At 63.3% G+C, this 15,732-nt stretch carries 15 protein-coding genes; 6 read left to right on the top strand and 9 right to left on the bottom strand.

All coding sequences use genetic code 11. The annotated features are described in order from the left end of the window. Window positions 1–4: 4 nt before the first annotated feature. Window positions 5–796: a tRNA threonylcarbamoyladenosine dehydratase gene (locus ASD14_RS11015; protein ID WP_056133563.1), complete on the bottom strand. Its 792-nt coding sequence runs from the start codon at window positions 794–796 to the stop codon at window positions 5–7. 133 nt (window positions 797–929) lie between these two features. On the opposite strand from ASD14_RS11015, the gene ASD14_RS11010 reads away from it, so the two are divergent. Together ASD14_RS11010 and ASD14_RS11005 are read left to right on the top strand one after the other, a co-directional pair. After that, a complete protein-coding gene (locus tag ASD14_RS11010) occupies window positions 930–1,373 on the top strand; it encodes a hypothetical protein (protein WP_056133311.1) in 444 nt (147 codons plus the stop codon). 158 nt (window positions 1,374–1,531) lie between these two features. Further along, window positions 1,532–1,999 (top strand): glycine zipper 2TM domain-containing protein, encoded by a 468-nt coding sequence (locus tag ASD14_RS11005; protein WP_157475281.1) that lies wholly within the window; start codon window positions 1,532–1,534, stop codon window positions 1,997–1,999. An 86-nt stretch (window positions 2,000–2,085) separates the two neighbouring features. Here ASD14_RS11005 and ASD14_RS11000 read toward each other — a convergent pair whose 3' ends face one another. The 7 genes from ASD14_RS11000 to ASD14_RS10970 all read right to left on the bottom strand — a co-directional run bounded on the left by ASD14_RS11000 (window position 2,086) and on the right by ASD14_RS10970 (window position 9,149). Next, entirely contained in the window at window positions 2,086–2,511 is a 426-nt protein-coding gene (locus ASD14_RS11000; RefSeq protein WP_056133308.1) for a type IV pilin protein, read from the bottom strand. A 14-nt stretch (window positions 2,512–2,525) separates the two neighbouring features. Further along, the gene (locus ASD14_RS10995; protein ID WP_235565385.1) at window positions 2,526–5,789 is read right to left on the bottom strand and encodes a PilC/PilY family type IV pilus protein; all 3,264 of its coding nucleotides are present in this window, start codon (window positions 5,787–5,789) and stop codon (window positions 2,526–2,528) included. A gap of 36 nt (window positions 5,790–5,825) precedes the next feature. After that, complete coding sequence (locus tag ASD14_RS10990; RefSeq protein WP_056133305.1) at window positions 5,826–6,371, bottom strand: PilX N-terminal domain-containing pilus assembly protein; 546 nt, start codon at window positions 6,369–6,371, stop codon at window positions 5,826–5,828. Next, window positions 6,368–7,459, bottom strand: coding sequence for a prepilin-type N-terminal cleavage/methylation domain-containing protein (locus tag ASD14_RS10985; RefSeq protein WP_056133302.1), 1,092 nt, complete (start codon window positions 7,457–7,459; stop codon window positions 6,368–6,370). The genes ASD14_RS10990 and ASD14_RS10985 overlap by 4 nt, the downstream gene beginning before the upstream one ends. Beyond that, the gene (gene pilV / locus ASD14_RS10980; RefSeq protein ID WP_056133555.1) at window positions 7,456–7,920 is read right to left on the bottom strand and encodes a type IV pilus modification protein PilV; all 465 of its coding nucleotides are present in this window, start codon (window positions 7,918–7,920) and stop codon (window positions 7,456–7,458) included. The genes ASD14_RS10985 and pilV overlap by 4 nt, the downstream gene beginning before the upstream one ends. A gap of 5 nt (window positions 7,921–7,925) precedes the next feature. Continuing rightward, on the bottom strand, window positions 7,926–8,657 hold the full coding sequence (locus ASD14_RS10975) for a GspH/FimT family pseudopilin (protein ID WP_056133298.1): 732 nt from the start codon (window positions 8,655–8,657) through the stop codon (window positions 7,926–7,928). A 285-nt stretch (window positions 8,658–8,942) separates the two neighbouring features. After that, window positions 8,943–9,149: a cold-shock protein gene (locus ASD14_RS10970; RefSeq protein WP_056133295.1), complete on the bottom strand. Its 207-nt coding sequence runs from the start codon at window positions 9,147–9,149 to the stop codon at window positions 8,943–8,945. A 248-nt stretch (window positions 9,150–9,397) separates the two neighbouring features. Between ASD14_RS10970 and ASD14_RS10965 the strand changes: the two genes are divergently transcribed. The 4 genes from ASD14_RS10965 (at window position 9,398) to ASD14_RS10950 (ending at window position 13,764) form a co-directional block, all read left to right on the top strand. Then, window positions 9,398–9,898 carry a DUF456 domain-containing protein gene (locus tag ASD14_RS10965; RefSeq protein WP_056133292.1) on the top strand — a complete coding sequence of 167 codons (501 nt, stop codon included), beginning with the start codon at window positions 9,398–9,400 and terminating at the stop codon, window positions 9,896–9,898. After that, window positions 9,895–11,079: a phospholipase A gene (locus ASD14_RS10960; protein WP_056133289.1), complete on the top strand. Its 1,185-nt coding sequence runs from the start codon at window positions 9,895–9,897 to the stop codon at window positions 11,077–11,079. Before ASD14_RS10965 ends, ASD14_RS10960 begins: the two co-directional genes overlap by 4 nt. A 107-nt stretch (window positions 11,080–11,186) precedes the next feature. Continuing rightward, entirely contained in the window at window positions 11,187–12,452 is a 1,266-nt protein-coding gene (locus ASD14_RS10955) for a phospholipase D-like domain-containing protein (RefSeq protein WP_056133551.1), read from the top strand. 10 nt (window positions 12,453–12,462) lie between these two features. Beyond that, window positions 12,463–13,764, top strand: coding sequence for a mechanosensitive ion channel family protein (locus ASD14_RS10950; protein ID WP_056133286.1), 1,302 nt, complete (start codon window positions 12,463–12,465; stop codon window positions 13,762–13,764). Between the two features lie 309 nt (window positions 13,765–14,073). Here the strand turns inward: ASD14_RS10950 and ASD14_RS10945 are convergent, their stop codons facing one another. Then, window positions 14,074–15,630 carry a fumarate hydratase gene (locus tag ASD14_RS10945; RefSeq protein WP_056133282.1) on the bottom strand — a complete coding sequence of 519 codons (1,557 nt, stop codon included), beginning with the start codon at window positions 15,628–15,630 and terminating at the stop codon, window positions 14,074–14,076. Between the last annotated feature and the right edge of the window lie 102 nt (window positions 15,631–15,732).

Below are 15,732 nucleotides of genomic sequence, written 5' to 3'. Positions count from 1 at the left end.
GCTCCTACTTCTTCTGCTTCAACAAAATCTCAATCGCCTTCGCCACCGCCGCGAATGCGAACGTCCCCGTGATGTGCGTTGCCGCACCCAGTCCGGCGCCGCAATCCAGCTTCAATGCCGCCTCGCCACTGACCGGCGGACGTACGCCGCACACCGTGCCGTCCGGCTGCGGATACTGCACGTTTTCCAGCGAATAGATTGCCGAGACGCCGAAATAGCGATCGCGGTTCTTGGGGAAATTGAATTCGCTGCGCAGCTTCCTGCGGATCAGGGCGAGCATGGCGTCATGCTCCGTTCGCGAAAGATCGCGCACGCGCACCAGCGTGGGATCAGTACGTCCGCCCGCGGAGCCGCACACGATCAAGGGCAGCTTGCGCCGTCGGCACCATGCGATGAGTTCGACCTTGCTGCGGAAACTGTCGCAGGCGTCCAGCACCAGGTCGAAGCCGCGATCGAGCAGAGCCTCGACGTTGCCTGCCGTGAGGAAACTTGGAATAGCTTCGACTTCGATGCCGGGATTGATCGCGCGGCAGCGTTCGGCCATCGCTTCGACCTTGTTGCGGCCGTACTGGCCTTGCAACGCCGGCAACTGGCGGTTGGTGTTGGAGACGCAGAGGTCGTCGGCATCGATCAGGCACAGGTGGCCGATGCCGGTTCGGGCCAGGGCTTCGACGGCCCATGAGCCGACGCCCCCCGCGCCGATCACGGCGACACGGGCGTGCGCGAAGCGCTTCAACGCGCCCTTGCCATAGAGACGGTCGATGCCGCCGAACCGCTCCTGCCAGCGGGAGTCCAGTGCTTGCGTGGTCATGCCGATATTGTAAGCGGCGCGCCAACGCGGCCCGGGCGCCGCTTGGTGGCGAATCAGGCCACCGCCTTGTTATGGTTCGCGGCAATCGCGACCACACGGCGCATCACAGGAGTCAGGCATGAGCGATCCGAATCCCGGCGTCACCGTCCGCAAGGGCAATGGCTCGAAGTATCTCTTCCTATTCCTGCTGGGCCTGGTCCTGGGCGCGGTGGGTGTCGTGATGGGACTTCGCGCATGGGACGCCCGCAAGGATCACTTCCCGGAAAGCCTGATGCACGTGCAGGGCTGGCACATGGCGCAGCTGGCCAAGGCGGTCGAACAGAACCGTTGCGCCGCGACCGACACGCTGCCGCACCTCAAGGCATTGCGCACGACTGCCGACGACCTCGAGCGTGCGTTCCCCGGCCTGGCCGACGACCAGCGTTTCACCGCGGCCGCAAGCAAGATCCGCGGGACGCTCGACGGCGCCCTCGCTTCGCCACCGCTCAACTGCGAAGCCGTGGCTGCCTTGAACAAGAACATCGGTGCGGACTGCAAGGCCTGCCACCAGGATTTCCGCTGACACGGCACAAACATTTGCCCGCTGACTCCTGAACACGGCGGCGGATGAAGCCGCGAGGTTGATGGCCGGTTCACGCGAACGCGCCTAGTTTGGCGACACGTGGTTGAGGCGGTGCATGCGTGTGCCGCTACCACGATGTCCCCTACAAGGAGCGTCGCATGAATATCCGCAATCCCCTCCTGATCTGCGTAGCTGCGGCCTCGATAGCGTTGGCCGGCTGCGCCACCTCCCCGGGCTACGGCAACAACGGCTACTACGGCGGCAGCACCAGCAGCTATGGCCAGGCCAGTTGCTACGACTGCGGGACCGTGACCCGCATCGAACAGGTCGGCCAACCCACCAGTGGCGTGACCGGTGCCGTACTGGGTGGCCTGGTCGGTGCGGCAGCGGGCCGTGAAATCGCCGACGACAAGAGCAAGGGCCGCCGCAATACCGCCACCGCCGCCGGCGCCGTTGCCGGTGCGGTAGCCGGCAATGTGATCGAAAAGAATGTCCGCGGGCCCCGCTATAACGTCTATGTCCGCATGGATGACGGACGCGTGGTTACCGTGACGCAGAACGATCTCAATGGCGTGCGCGAGGGCTCCTACGTGCGCGTGCAGAATGGACGCGCGACGCTTCGCTAGCCGTTGAGCGCTGCTGAACACTCGGACAAAAAGGGCCCGCTTCTGAGCGGGCCTTTTTTATGGGATGCGCCTGGCGGTCGGCGCTACTACTTCCAGCATTCCGTGGTTGCCGCAGATTTCTGTCCCGCCTGGTTGAGCGTCATGGCTCCGCATTTGGTTTCGACTTCTGCCTGCCTGCCTTGGGGAGAGATCCGAAGCGTATAGGAGGTGCCGTCCGGAGTCCCTGCGAATGCGATCGCATAGTGATTTCCCACTTCGGAGCCGCAGCTCGGATCAGGAGCTCCCGCATACGTGAGGTGGGTCGTATACCAGCGTTCCATGAATTGCGCGGAGTCTGTCAGGCATGCCTGGGCTGCCCCCCGTCGCGTCTTGACGATCGCGAATTCGTAGCTGGCGACCGCAATTGCAGCAAGGATTGCTACGCATGCGCATGTGATCATCAATTCGATCAGCGTGAAGCCACGGACGCTGGCGATGCCTGCCCTGCGTTGCGAGGGGAAAGGCCTCAACATTCGGTGATGCACCATCAATCCCCCAAAATCTCTCGCCACGAGAGCCGCTGGGCCTGGCCTCCCTGCGGGTTCACCACCGTCTGCCCCATGTTCCCCTTGGAACCCCCGACAACCAGCAGGTTGTCGATGACGGTCGGGAGCGTGGGCATTCCGACTCCCAGGTCGACTGAACCAACCGGCAATTTGTCCCCGCCAACAGTGAGCGAATCGTTTTCGTCTACCGAGCCGTCGCCGTTCGCGTCGAAGTACGGTTCAATCAGGCCAGTCCCGGTGAAGACATCGATTGCATTGACGAAGCCTTTTCCTCCTGCCTCGCACGTGTCGTTCGCAGGCGGGACAAGGCTCGAGAAAAGCAGGACATTGCCGCGCACCTGTGGCCTGCTGACGATGCGTTCACCGGGTTCGGGCGCATCCAGGTCCAGGTACCAGCCCTTCTTGCCTGCTGGCAGGGAAGCGGCCGGTTCAAAAGCGCGTTGTAAGCGCCCGTTGACCATCGCGGTGGCCACGATGTCACGCATCTGGAGGTCGCTCCTGCCTACCTCGGTGTCATCGTCGATCAATCCGTAGACGGATTGGACGGTCGCGTCGGTAAGGTCGGCGCTGGACATGAAGCTGCCGGTCCCCACGAAAACCCAGCGCCGTCCAGTCGGAGCCGGCTCGCGTGCGAGTGCCAGTCCAGCCGTAATCGGCTGACCGGCTGGCGTGGTAAACAGAGGTTTCCCGCCCAGCGCCACCTGCGGGTCACTGGTGGTGAAATCGAACTTCCATACGTTTCCCTTGAGGTCGCCTGCGTAGATGTAGTCGACCGTGCCGTTGCCGTCGTCATCCCAGCCACGCGGCGCAAAAAGTCCATTGTCGCCGCCCTCACCGGTATCGATCTCTTCGAGCACGACTCCCGTAGCAATATCGACCACATAAAGCACAGCCTTGCCGCTGGTGCTGTTGACACCATTGCCGAAGACAACGGCCTTGGTTCCGTCATTGAGCGTGACGATCAGCGGCTCGCCCAGCACGTAACCAAGATTGCTGCCCGCAGTCATCTCCCAGAGCACGTTCGAACTGCGGAACCTCCCCGGATTCGTAACGTCAAGGCCATACGCGCCCTTGCCCCCGCGCCCGAGCGTTCCGACGAGATAGTTCCTGCCCGGTGTCTGCCTGCTCGTTGAAACGACGACCGGACCATCGACGAAGTACCTGTGGGAATACTGGGTATCACTCAGTGACTTCAGTCCGGAAAAGTCGATGCCGCCGGGTACGTAAGCAAACAGTTCCGCACCGGAAAGCGCGTTGAAGGCATGAAGCATGCCGTCGTTGGCACCGACAAAGATGGTCTCGCTTTCCTTCACATACATGGGCGATGAATTGACGATGTCGCCAAGAACGGTTGCCCTGTCGCGCAACTCGCCACCGTTCTGCCGCTCCCTGGAGCGGGTCCCGGCGACGTAACTGGCGTTGTCTTCGCCGCTTACCGGCGAGGTGATGCGATCGCTCGCGTCCAGCTGCGAAATCTGCACGGAGGTAGGGAACGTCGCCCCACCCACGCCATTCCAGGTCAGGATGGTTCGTCCGGAAGCAGGGATCCGCGTCGAAGCCTTCCAGGCCGGCGTTGTCGCGACCCCCGCCGACGTAGCATCGTATGCAGCCAGTTCGCCCGACCATTTCCCCGAGACGTAGCTCGCCTGATAAACGCGTGTATCGGAGGAAAAAGAAGTGCTGTTGGCTGTCACGTTCGACGCTGAACCCAGGCGCTGGGCCACGATCGCGAAAGCTTCGAGCAATCCCTGGGCGAACTCCCTGGTATTGGAGGCAACCAGGAAATCGCCACGTCCGTTTACCGAAGCGTGCCAAAGATCATCGATACGATCCGCGTTTTCGCCCCCATTGATCGGATCGGGCCAATGTTTCGTGCCGTTGCTTATCGCCGGCAAATCGCTCTTGGGGTTCAACCGGCCCTTCAGGCCGATGGAGACGCCGAAGGTCACCATGTGCTGCCAGAAGGCGGGATCGGCGAACGAGTCCGGAACATTGTTCTCCAGGTCTCCTCGCAGATCGCGCTTCCAGTAATACATCGCTACGTCCGCAAGCGTGTCTCCGCGGCTTTTTGCGCCGGTCTCAACGAAGTTGTCGTAGTAGGGGCGTTCCACCTTGTAGGCATACGTCTTGCCCGCCGAGTTGGTGATTGCGGTGCCCTCTGTTCCGTCGGTGTCGCCCACGCTGCTGAACCCGGTCGTGCTGTTCCAGAACCCGTCAGTGGTCAGAATCGCGAAGTTCTGGCGGCAGCTGATCTGGTTGGCGTTTTCGGGCCCCCAAGGTCCGCCACTCCCGGTCTGGGAGAAGTAGTTGCCCGCGCGTTGCAACGCGCGATGCAGCGGCGTGCTGTCGCCGCCCTCCGCCGCGTGCAGGCGCTCGAACCACGTAGCTTTGTTGCTGCCCTTGAACAAGCCATTGTCGTTACCGACGGGAATATCAAACGGTATGCCGCTGGTATTGCGGTTGATGGTGTCGAGGCCGATGCGCAGATTGTCCCCGACCTGACTGAGCGCTTCGCTGGCTCCCGCCTTGGCCACCTTCATTCGGCTGCGATGGTACGAATACCACGTAGCGAAATTCACCATTTCATCCGTTTCGCTGCGCCCCGTGGGGGTTGCGAATACGCAGTTCCGCCAGGTCGCGCCGGAATTGCCGCAACCCCGGTTCTCCGAGCCTCCGTCGCCGTTTGCGTTGCCGTTATTGCGCCACTCGGCGCGCACTACCCTCAGCGCGCCGGCAACGGCACGGATCTGGTAGCGGTAGAAGTCGGAGTTGCTCGTACTGGCGATCGAAGCGCCGGTCCTGGGCACGTAGAACGTCTGGACGCTGTTTCCCAGATTGACCGGATCCGCCAGCAGGGCAGTGTGCCGGTATGCGGCGTTGTATGCCTGTCCACCGCTGTAGCGCGTGCCGTCTGCTCGTATCCACGGCAGATACGTCGTCGCCGGGTTGTAGTAGATGGTGTTGTGGCCATACGAGGCATGAGTGACGTTGGTCGAATCGAGATTTCCCGATGCGCCCGTGCCGTTTTCGTAGTTCGGGTCCGCCAGTGCTGCAGGCATCGCGATGAGATTCATCGAACCCGAATCGTCAAGGATGAAGCGCACGTTGGCAGGCGGATACGCCGATCCGGACTGCAACGGGAGCGAAGGGATATTGACCGCGTGACCTGGAAACGCCGCCACCGTGGCCAGGAAGGCAATGCACGATGCAATGATGCCGTCGCGATAGCACTTGCCAGCCTTCATCGGATGCTGCTGTTGGGTTCTCACGAGTAACTCCGATCAGGGAACCGCGAAAATGGATTGCAAGGTGACTTCCGCCCGCCCGGCTGCCTGGCTGCGTGCGGTGATCCGATAGCGTTTCTCCTTGCCGCTGCACGTGGTTTCGGAGACGTCACCGGTAGTCGTACAGCTGCCGGTCGGCGGAATATCGTCGGCAAGCAGCTCGACGATGTATCTGGACTTTGCAGTTTCGTCGCCGAGATTCACCGTGACTTCCGGTGCGGTGCTCCAGACGGTGGCGTCCTCCCAAACCGGCGCAGCCGCCGGATCGGGTTTTGCGCACAGCCCCCCTTCGCAACCGGATGCGGGCAAGACCGTACCCGGATTCGCAGCTATCGCCTCACCTTCCCGGAGTGCCGCTTCCGCCGCCTGAAACGAACGACTGCGATCAAGAGCACTGGAAGCCATTTGCTCCTGCATCAAAGTGCCGCGCAGGCTGGCCAGGGCAATCAGGGTCATGACCAGCAGCAGGATCAGCACGACGGCGAGCGTCGCGCCGCGCTGCTGGCGAGGAGACGAAGACAGTGTTCGAACACGGCGGCTCATCGGTTGCGATTCCGGATGGTTACGACATGGATCAGCCTGCGTTGCAGCGGACTGCCGTCCGTACCCAGAGGCTCGTTGCCGATCAGCGTGAGATCGATGCGCATGGCAATCACGTTGTTGGATGTCCAGTCACCGGCAGCGACACTCGCCGCGTCGACGTACTGCGTTGCACCTGCAACGAGATAGGTGAGCTCCATGTCCCGCACGCCTTCGGTGATCTCGTCCCGCTGAACTCCGGGTACGCCGCCCGTATTGCGGAGACTGGAGCGGTACAGCGAACGCCCGCCACGCGCATTGACACCTATGTACCAACGACTCATCCGCAATCTGGCGATGGTCGCCGGCCATCGATCCGGCGCACCATCCTTCGGGTTCTCATCCGCGCAGTCGCCCGCTTCCCACTTCCCCATGTAGCAACCGAATGCATAGCTGTTGCCATTGGTGCTGCAGTTTCGGGTAGCGCCCCAGCCCAGCCCCTTGCTGCAGTTGCCCGGCGTGCCGACGCCCTTGTTGTGGACAACCGTATCGTTGATGCCCGGCTGCGCGTTCGTGACCTGGAAGACCGCGGCCTGGCCGAAATCGCAGGCAAGGGCCAGATCGCCGTCCGACAGCCCGTGACTTGCGGTACTCAGCTTGAACTGGGCCGAACTCGGATTGTGGCGGACGATGGCGACGCCCTCCGCGACCGCAGATTTGAGTTCGACGGCATCGGTACCCGCGATCCGTTGTCCGGCGCCCGTGCCGAAGGCCGCATCGGGAAACGCCATGCCTCCCGCATAGCCACGGACTCCCGCGGTGAATTCGGTGTACCAGACGGAGCCTGGCGCGTTCAGGACGTTGTAGACAGGCAGGTTCCTCGAGCACGGATTGCCGGCGGCTTCGCGGATGTCGCGCGCCATGAGCTCGAATGCGACGCGGGCATTTTCCTGGAACCGGCCAAGGCTTTCGGTCGCCGCGTAAGTCCGGCTATTGGAAAGGAACACCGTGGTGACCGCGCCCAATACGATCAGTCCAAGCACCATCGCGACCATCAGCTCAACGAGCGTGACGCCGCGTTGTCCGGAGTTGCCAGCGCATCGCTTGTTCATAGGCGAGTCCTCGTCACGACCTGCTGTTCGGAGGAACCGCCCTTGTTGCGGGAGTCGTCCCACTGGACCGTGATTTCGCACTCGACACCACCACAGACGATCTTCGCGCAGGCGGATTCCCCCATGCTCTGTTTCAAGGATGTCATCCATGCGCTGAGATCGTTCTGCGCGAGCGTGCCCGGCGCAGGGGTCGAGCAGGTCATGGGAGTAAGGTCGTAACCGCCAATGCGCGCTACCGAGAGATTGGCGCGCATGGAGTCCAGGATCGCGTAGCTCTGGACAGTCGCCTGGCTGCGATCCATCGAACTCTGGCTGTTTCGCAACGCGGACATCTGCATGGTTGCGATTCCCAGCAGCCCGAAGGCCAGAACGACGACCGCAACCAGCACCTCGATCATGGTCACACCCCGCAAGGAGCGCCGGTTGGGGACGCACGACCTGTTGCGTTGGACTGATGTCATTTTCGTCATGGCGTGTCGCTCGGAATGCCGCATTCGCCACCGGTGTCGGCTCTCTGGATCGACAGCCGACTTCCGGAACCGATGCTGATGTGGCGTACGTTCTGCCTGGGCTGGTTGGTGCGCAGGCACATGTCGACGGTGGCGCTCAGAAGGTCGCCGGTGTCGGTCCGGGCCATGCCGTCGGCGCGGAAGACGACTTTCCCGGCGAGGCTGTTGCTGACCAATACCTGCACACCAGCCGGAAGGGAGCTGACGCGCAGCAGTTTTTCCCCGGCGGTGAACTGCCCGTCCCGGTTCAAATCGGTAAATACGATCCAGCCTGCAGGGGTCCCTGTAGTACACGAGGGTGCGGCCGCGTCAGGATCGGCGCTGAGGCATGCCACCGAACGCCGGTTGGCCTTGATGGCCTCAATGCGTGCGCTCTGGAAGATCGCGAGAGTCTCGTTTGCCGCCGATGCCAGGCGGTTCCCGTTAACGATGGCGGTGAAGGTAGGAATGGCCATCGCGACCACAATGGCCAGCACGGCGACGGTAACCATCAGTTCGACGAGCGAAAATCCCGCCATGGCTCCGCATGGGGAGATCGATACGGGTCCGCCCTTCCTCTTCCTGGTCGGGGAGGAGTCGCGCCGCAGCGATCCGGAAACCGAGGGCATCGCCAGGACGAACTGGATCGCCGCGACGACAAGCGTCACGGCCAGCTCGACCAGCGTGAATCCCCGGATTTCCGCCTGCATCCCCTGCCCCCGATTGCCACTTCCTGCCGGCACCGCACCCCTGCGGTAAGCCGGCTGCCGTTCGTCCGGCCGACTTACGGTAGGAATTTACAGACGAAATGGCAAGAAATACCGACCAGCGGTCAGTGGGAGACCTGAATCGTGCGCCCATTCACATTAGCGGGTAGCACCGGCGGCGCGGCAGGGATCTGCGGGAGAGCAGCTTGCCGCATTGCAAAAAAGAAACCCGGCGCAGGCCGGGTTTCAAAAATCCTGTTACGCGGTATGCCCGCGCGCCGGGACAAATTAGATCGGTTCGACGGCGTCAGCCTGCAGGCCCTTCTGGCCCTGGACGACGGTGAACGAAACTTTCTGGCCTTCCTTCAGGCTCTTGAAGCCCTGGGTCTGGATGGCGCGGAAGTGCACGAACACATCCTCGCCATTTTCACGGCTGATGAAGCCGAAGCCCTTGGCATCGTTGAACCACTTGACGGTACCGTTTTCGCGGGACATTTACTTGCTCCTTGGAACGTTTGCTGGTTGAGACACGACTTTCATCGTGTGCTGGTTCGCAAGGAGGAAGCGAGGTGCAACGATGTAGCGATCGGTGGATCAACCGCATCGGGCCACGGTTCACGGTGACCCTGGCAAACACAGCGCCCGCACGGTACCCCGGGAATCGTGAAAATGCAACGACAGTGACGGGGGTCTTCGGGCCCCTTATTAATAGGCCAAATCCCCCGCGCGCAACGGAAAAAAGCATGGACCTGCAGACGCTCTACTACGTACTGGCGATCGTGTTGATGGTGATCGGAATCGCGGGGACGGTGCTCCCCGCCCTGCCCGGTCTGCCCCTGGTGTTTGCGGGGATGCTGCTGGCCGCCTGGGCCGGCGGTTTCGAAGAGGTCGGCGGGTGGACGATGGCCGTGCTGGCGCTACTGACCCTGCTTTCGCTCGGCATCGACTTCATGGCCACGGCGCTCGGCGCGAAGCGCGTCGGTGCGAGCAAACCGGCGCTGGTCGGCGCGGTGCTCGGCACCTTCGCCGGATTGATGTTCGGGTTCGTGGGTATCTTCATCGGCCCCTTCGTCGGCGCGCTGCTGGGCGAACTGGCATGGCTGCGCGGCGTGGGCGGACGCGAACTGGGCCAGGCGACGAAAGTGGGATTGGGCACATGGCTGGGCGTCGTGGTCGGCACTGTGCTGAAACTGGGCGTCGCCTTCCTCATGGTCGGGTTGTTCGTCTTCGCGTGGTTCGTATGACGGTGTGTTCCCCGTACAACCGGCGCAGCCTTTTCGCAATGGCGCTCGCGTTGCCGGTGGGTGCGCCGGCCTGCGCCGGGCAGCCGGTGGGCGACGAGGGACCGAATCCCGCAGCGTGCGTCGCCATTTCCGTCGACGCCGACCGGCTCGCCTGCTACGACGCAGCAATGAAGCGCGGCACGCCCGACACCACCGCCGCCGATCGCGCGGCGATCGATGCCCGTGCGACCAAGCAGGTCATCCAGCAATACGAGCGCCTGGAACTCGAAACACTGCCGGCGAAGGAACGCACGCGCCGCGTGGTGAGCGATCTGTTCCGCAAGGAAGGCGGCACGGTATTCGACGACCGCATCGCCAACGCCGGCAAGGGCTCGATGCTCGATAGCCGCTGGGAACTGGCGAAGGATTCGAAGCTGGGTGTCTTCAACTTCCGCGCGTACAAGCCGGTCTACCTGTTGCCGGCGTTCTGGACGAGCAATACGAACGAAGTGCCCACCTCGTCGAATCCGACGAAGGTCCCGGCAGAGCGGCAACCGCTGAAGGCGCTGGAAACCAAATTCCAGCTCAGCTTCAAGACCAAGGTGGTCGAAAACCTGTTCGGCGACAACGGCGACGTATGGGCGGCCTATACCCAGAGTTCGCGCTGGCAGGTCTACAACGGCGAGGAATCGCGTCCGTTCCGGGAAACGAATTACGAGCCGGAAGTGATGCTGGTCTTCCGCAACAACTATGCGCTCGGCGATTGGCACGGGCGGCTGTTCGGCATCGGCGTGAACCACCAGTCCAACGGCCGCGCCGATCCCATTTCGCGCAGCTGGAATCGCGTGGTCGCGAACATCGGCCTCGATCGCGAAGACTGGGCGGTGACGATCCGCCCGTGGTGGCGCATCCCCGACGGCCGCAACGAAGACGAGAACCCCGGCATCGAGGACTACATCGGCCGCGGCGACATCACGCTCGTGCGCCGTTGGAACGAACACGAGTTCGCGTTGATGGGACGTCATTCGCTGCGCACCGGCGAACACTCGCGCGGCGCGGTGCAGTTCGACTGGGGGTTTCCCGTCAGCCGCGCACTGCGCGGTCACGTCCAGGTATTCGATGGCTACGGCGAAAGCCTGATCGATTACAACCACCGCGCGTGGTACCTCGGGCTCGGGATTTCACTGCTCGAGTGGTACTGAACGATCGGAGCGCCGCAGTCGCCGGCTGCGGTGTCCGAAGCGGCCATTTCACGTCGCATTGCTGAACAGGGTTCCAGAGTGCCTCAATGCCCTGGACTCGCAAGCGCATGCTCTGGACGATCGCGATCACCGCCCTGGCGACCCTGCTTCTCGTAGTGCTGTCGCTGAATTTCACCGGGCCGGAAAAAAAACTCGAACGCAAGATCGAACACCGCTACGCCATCTCCGATCCACAGTTCCGGCGTGAGATGGGGGTGATGCTGGGTCCGGCGATCATGCCGGGCAACCACGTCGTCGATCTCGAGAACGGCGACGAGATATTTCCCGCGATGCTCGCCACGATCCGCGGCGCGCAGAAGACCATCACCTTCGAGACCTACATCTACTGGGAAGGCAAGGTGGGAAAGGCCTTCGCCGATGCCCTGTCCGAGCGAGCGCGCGCTGGCGTTCGGGTGACCGTCACCATCGACTGGGTCGGCAGCATCACCATGGACGAAACCCAACTGCAACAGATGCAGGACGCCGGCGTGCATGTGGAGCGTTACCGGCCGCTGCACTGGTACAACCTGGGGCGCATCAACAACCGCACGCACCGGAAGCTGCTGGTGATCGACGGCAGGATCGCCTTCACCGGTGGCGTCGGCATCGGCGATCCATGGCTTGGCAATGCGCAGGATCCCGGCCACTGGCGCGAGCTGCATTTCCGCATCGAAGGCCCCGCGGTGTCGCAGTTCCAGGCGGCCTTCAACGACAACTGGATCAAGACCACCGGTGAAGTGCTCAACGGCGCCGACTACTTCCCGCAACTCGATCGCGCGGGTGGCATGGATGCCCATCTGTTCATCAGCTCGCCATCCGGCGGCAGCGAAAGCATGCACCTGATGTTCCTGATGGCGATCGCGGCCGCGGAACAGTCGATCGACCTGCAGGCGGCGTACTTCATCCCCGATGAACTGATCACCAAGGCACTGATCGCGGCGCGCCATCGCGGCGTGCGCATCCGCGTGATCGTGCCGGGCAAGAACACCGATTCGGATGCCGCGCGTTTTGCTTCGAAGGCAGGATGGGGCCCGCTGCTGCTCGCGGGCGTGGAGATCTACGAGTACGAACCGACCATGTTCCACAACAAGATGCTGATCGTGGACAGGGAACTGGTCTCGGTCGGTTCGACCAATTTCGACCTGCGCTCATTCCGGCTCAACGATGAAGCGAGCCTCAACGTCTACGATCGCGATTTCGCCGTGCGCATGACGGATGTCTTCGAAGGCGACCTGAAGCCGACGAAGCGCTACACCTACCAGAGCTGGAAGAAGCGGCCGTTGAAGGAAAAACTTTTCGAAACCTTCATCGTGCCGTTGAAGTCGCAGCTGTAGAACGCGCGGAATGTCCCGGATCACGACATCGCGTCGCATCGCCCTGTTTCTCTTCGTGCTGATGTTCTTGCGGTCTGCAGCCTTCGCTGCGCAACCCGCCGCTGAAGCCATTCCGCCTGCTGCCGCTGTAGCGACCGGCATCGCCGAGGACAGGGCGATTGCCCAGCGCCTTGCCTCACGCCTGGGCGCGATCGAAGGATTGCACGGCGTGAAGGCCACGGTCGTCGAAGGTGTCGTCCTGCTCGAAGGCGAAGCGCTCACCGAGGATCAACGCAAGCTCGCCGAAGTCATCGCCTCGCAGATGCAGGGCGTCAGCAAGGTCGAGAACCGCATCACCTTGAGTTCGCGGCTTCGCGATCGCTTCCAGGTTGCGATGCAGCTCGCCGGCGACAAGCTGGTCCGCCTCGTCGCGGCGACACCACTACTGCTGGTCGCACTGCTGATCGTGTGGCTGTCGACGCGGCTCGGCCGCCTGGCGCACCGGCGCCCGCGCTGGCTCGCGCGCAAGCTGCGCAGCACCAATCCGTACATGGAAGGACTGGTGCAACGCGTGCTGCACTGGCTGGTGGTGCTTGCAGGCGTGCTGCTTGCGCTCGACCTGCTCGGCGCAACCTCACTGGTGGGCGCGGTGCTGGGATCGGCGGGCGTGGTCGGCCTCGCGCTCGGCTTCGCCTTCAAGGACATCGCCGAGAACTACATCGCCGGCGTCCTGCTCAGCCTGCGACGGCCGTTCTCGCCCGGCGACCACCTGGTGATCGACAGCAAGCACGAAGGCAAGGTGGTCGCGCTGACGGCGCGCTCGACCGTGCTGATGACGCTCGATGGCAACCAGCTGACCTTGCCCAATGCGGTCGTCTTCCGCTCGGTGGTGCTCAATTACACGCGCAATCCGAAGCGGCGTTTCGATTTCATGGTGCCGCTCGACCCGTCTTCGTCGGTCGGCAATGCGCAACGCGAGGCGCTCGCGGCGATCGCGCGCGTCGAGGGCGTGCTGGCCGATCCCGCGCCCTATGCGCTGGCGCAGGAATATCTCCCCGACCGGCTCGCGGTGCAATTCCTCGGCTGGGTCGACCAGACCCGCAACAGCCACATGCGCGTGCGCAGCGAAGCGATGCGCGCGGCGAAGACCGCGATCGATCGCGCGGGGATCCGGCGCGCAGGCGTACCGGCAGATGCGCCTCCACCGCCGCGAATGCGGGAGGCTCCCGCGGACACTTCCGTGGATCGCGATATCGATGACCAGCTGGCGCAGGCGCAGCGGGAGAGTGGTGCGGACAATTTGTTGGAGAAGAACGTGCGGGCGGGGGGTTGAGGCCCGGGCGACTCAGTTCAAAGCTCGCTGGCGGCTCGTCATTCCCGCGTAGGCGGGCGTCTTTTTCACGGGAGCACGTCCGTACATCCAGTGTCTTTGTGCCTTGGGCACTTCCTGTAGCAAGCGAAATCGCTGAATTACTTTTTTCTGGAATGAAGAGCAGAGTCACTGGATTCCCGCCTGCGCGGGAATGACGAGCAAAAACAACGTCCACGGATGAACGAACATTCGTCCGTGGAAAAGATGCACGCCTCCGCGGGAATGACGAAGCCCTGACCCTCGCATCGAAAGCGCCGCCTCGGCTGAGCGTTACGCCACAACCACCGGAATCTTCCCGATCCTCGCCTGCCATTCCTTCGGGCCGGTGCTGTGCACCGACGTGCCCTGCGAATCCACGGCGACCGTGACCGGCATGTCCTGCACCTCGAACTCGTAGATCGCCTCCATGCCGAGATCGGCGAAGCCGACGACCTTCGCGGCCTTGATCGCCTTCGACACGAGGTACGCCGCGCCGCCGACCGCCATCAGGTAGGCCGACTGGTGTTTCCGGATCGCATCGATCGCAACCGGGCCGCGCTCGGCCTTGCCGACCATGCCCATCAAACCGGTCTGCTCCAGTACCTGCCCGGTGAACTTGTCCATGCGCGTCGCGGTGGTGGGACCCGCAGGACCGACGACTTCGTCGCGCACCGGATCGACCGGGCCGACGTAGTAGATGAACTTGCCGCGCAGGTCCACCGGCAGCGATTCGCCGCGGTTCAACATCTCGACCATGCGCTTGTGCGCCGCATCGCGGCCGGTGAGCAGCTTGCCGTTGAGCAGCAGCACTTCGCCCGGCTTCCACGACGCGACTTCTTCCTTCGTCACGGTGTCGAGGTTCACGCGGCGACCCTTCGACGCGTCGTAGGTGAGCTGCGGCCAATCTTCCAGCGACGGCGGATCGAGCATCACCGGACCGCTGCCATCCAGCGTGAAGTGCGCATGGCGCGTGGCGGCGCAGTTCGGAATCAGCGCGACCGGCAGGTTCGCCGCATGCGTCGGGTAATCCTTCACCTTGATGTCGAGCACCGTGGTGAGACCCCCGAGACCCTGCGCGCCGATACCGAGCGCGTTGACCTTCTCGTACAGCTCCAGGCGCAGTTCTTCTGCACGATTCGACGGGCCGCGCGCCTGCAGGTCGGTGATGTCGATCGGCTCCATCAGCGCTTCCTTCGCCAGCAGCATCGCCTTCTCGGCGGTGCCGCCGATGCCGATGCCGAGCATGCCCGGCGGGCACCAGCCGGCGCCCATCGTCGGCACGGTCCTGAGCACCCAGTCGACGATGGAATCGGAGGGATTGAGCATCGCGAACTTCGACTTCGCTTCCGACCCGCCGCCCTTCGCCGCGACGATCACGTCGACGGCGTTGCCCGGCACGATCTTCACGTTGACCACGCCCGGCGTGTTGTCCCTGGTGTTGGTGCGCTTGCCCGCGGGATCGGCGAGCACCGACGCGCGCAGCTTGTTGTCCGGATGGTTGTAGGCGCGGCGCACGCCTTCGTGGACCATGTCTTCCACGCCCATCGTCGCGTCGTCCCAGCGCACGTTCATGCCGATTTCGAGGAACACGGTGACGATGCCGGTGTCCTGGCAGATGGGACGATGCCCCTCGGCGCACATGCGCGAGTTGATCAGGATCTGCGCGATCGCGTCCTTCGCGGCGGGAGACTCCTCGCGCTCGTAAGCGGCGGCGAGGTTCCTGATGTAGTCGACCGGGTGGTAGTACGAGATGTACTGCAGCGCGTCGGCGACGGACTGGATCAGGTCTTCCTGGCGGATCGAGACAGGAGTGCTGGGTTGGAACGCAGGATTGCTCGAAGCGGACACGGGCTGCCGTTGGGTAGCGGACGAAGTCCCGTATTTTACGGGCCATCAACCGTAGGAGCGGCCCTTGGCCGCGAAGGCCTCGAGGGCCGGGCGACAGGCCGG

The organism is Lysobacter sp. Root494, from assembly GCF_001427225.1.
Classification (GTDB): domain Bacteria; phylum Pseudomonadota; class Gammaproteobacteria; order Xanthomonadales; family Xanthomonadaceae; genus Agrilutibacter.
Note: the sequence above shows the minus strand (reverse complement) of the source record. Positions and strands in the feature narration are given on the sequence as shown.

Coding starts and splice junctions, on each gene's coding strand:
- ASD14_RS11010 (WP_056133311.1), top strand. CDS start 930: ATGAGCGATCCGAATCCCGGCGTCACCGTCCGCAAGGGCAATGGCTCG.
- ASD14_RS11005 (WP_157475281.1), top strand. CDS start 1,532: ATGAATATCCGCAATCCCCTCCTGATCTGCGTAGCTGCGGCCTCGATA.
- ASD14_RS11000 (WP_056133308.1), bottom strand. CDS start 2,511: ATGTTGAGGCCTTTCCCCTCGCAACGCAGGGCAGGCATCGCCAGCGTC.
- ASD14_RS10995 (WP_235565385.1), bottom strand. CDS start 5,789: ATGAAGGCTGGCAAGTGCTATCGCGACGGCATCATTGCATCGTGCATT.
- ASD14_RS10990 (WP_056133305.1), bottom strand. CDS start 6,371: ATGAGCCGCCGTGTTCGAACACTGTCTTCGTCTCCTCGCCAGCAGCGC.
- ASD14_RS10985 (WP_056133302.1), bottom strand. CDS start 7,459: ATGAACAAGCGATGCGCTGGCAACTCCGGACAACGCGGCGTCACGCTC.
- pilV (WP_056133555.1), bottom strand. CDS start 7,920: ATGACATCAGTCCAACGCAACAGGTCGTGCGTCCCCAACCGGCGCTCC.
- ASD14_RS10975 (WP_056133298.1), bottom strand. CDS start 8,657: ATGCAGGCGGAAATCCGGGGATTCACGCTGGTCGAGCTGGCCGTGACG.
- ASD14_RS10970 (WP_056133295.1), bottom strand. CDS start 9,149: ATGTCCCGCGAAAACGGTACCGTCAAGTGGTTCAACGATGCCAAGGGC.
- ASD14_RS10965 (WP_056133292.1), top strand. CDS start 9,398: ATGGACCTGCAGACGCTCTACTACGTACTGGCGATCGTGTTGATGGTG.
- ASD14_RS10960 (WP_056133289.1), top strand. CDS start 9,895: ATGACGGTGTGTTCCCCGTACAACCGGCGCAGCCTTTTCGCAATGGCG.
- ASD14_RS10955 (WP_056133551.1), top strand. CDS start 11,187: ATGCTCTGGACGATCGCGATCACCGCCCTGGCGACCCTGCTTCTCGTA.
- ASD14_RS10950 (WP_056133286.1), top strand. CDS start 12,463: ATGTCCCGGATCACGACATCGCGTCGCATCGCCCTGTTTCTCTTCGTG.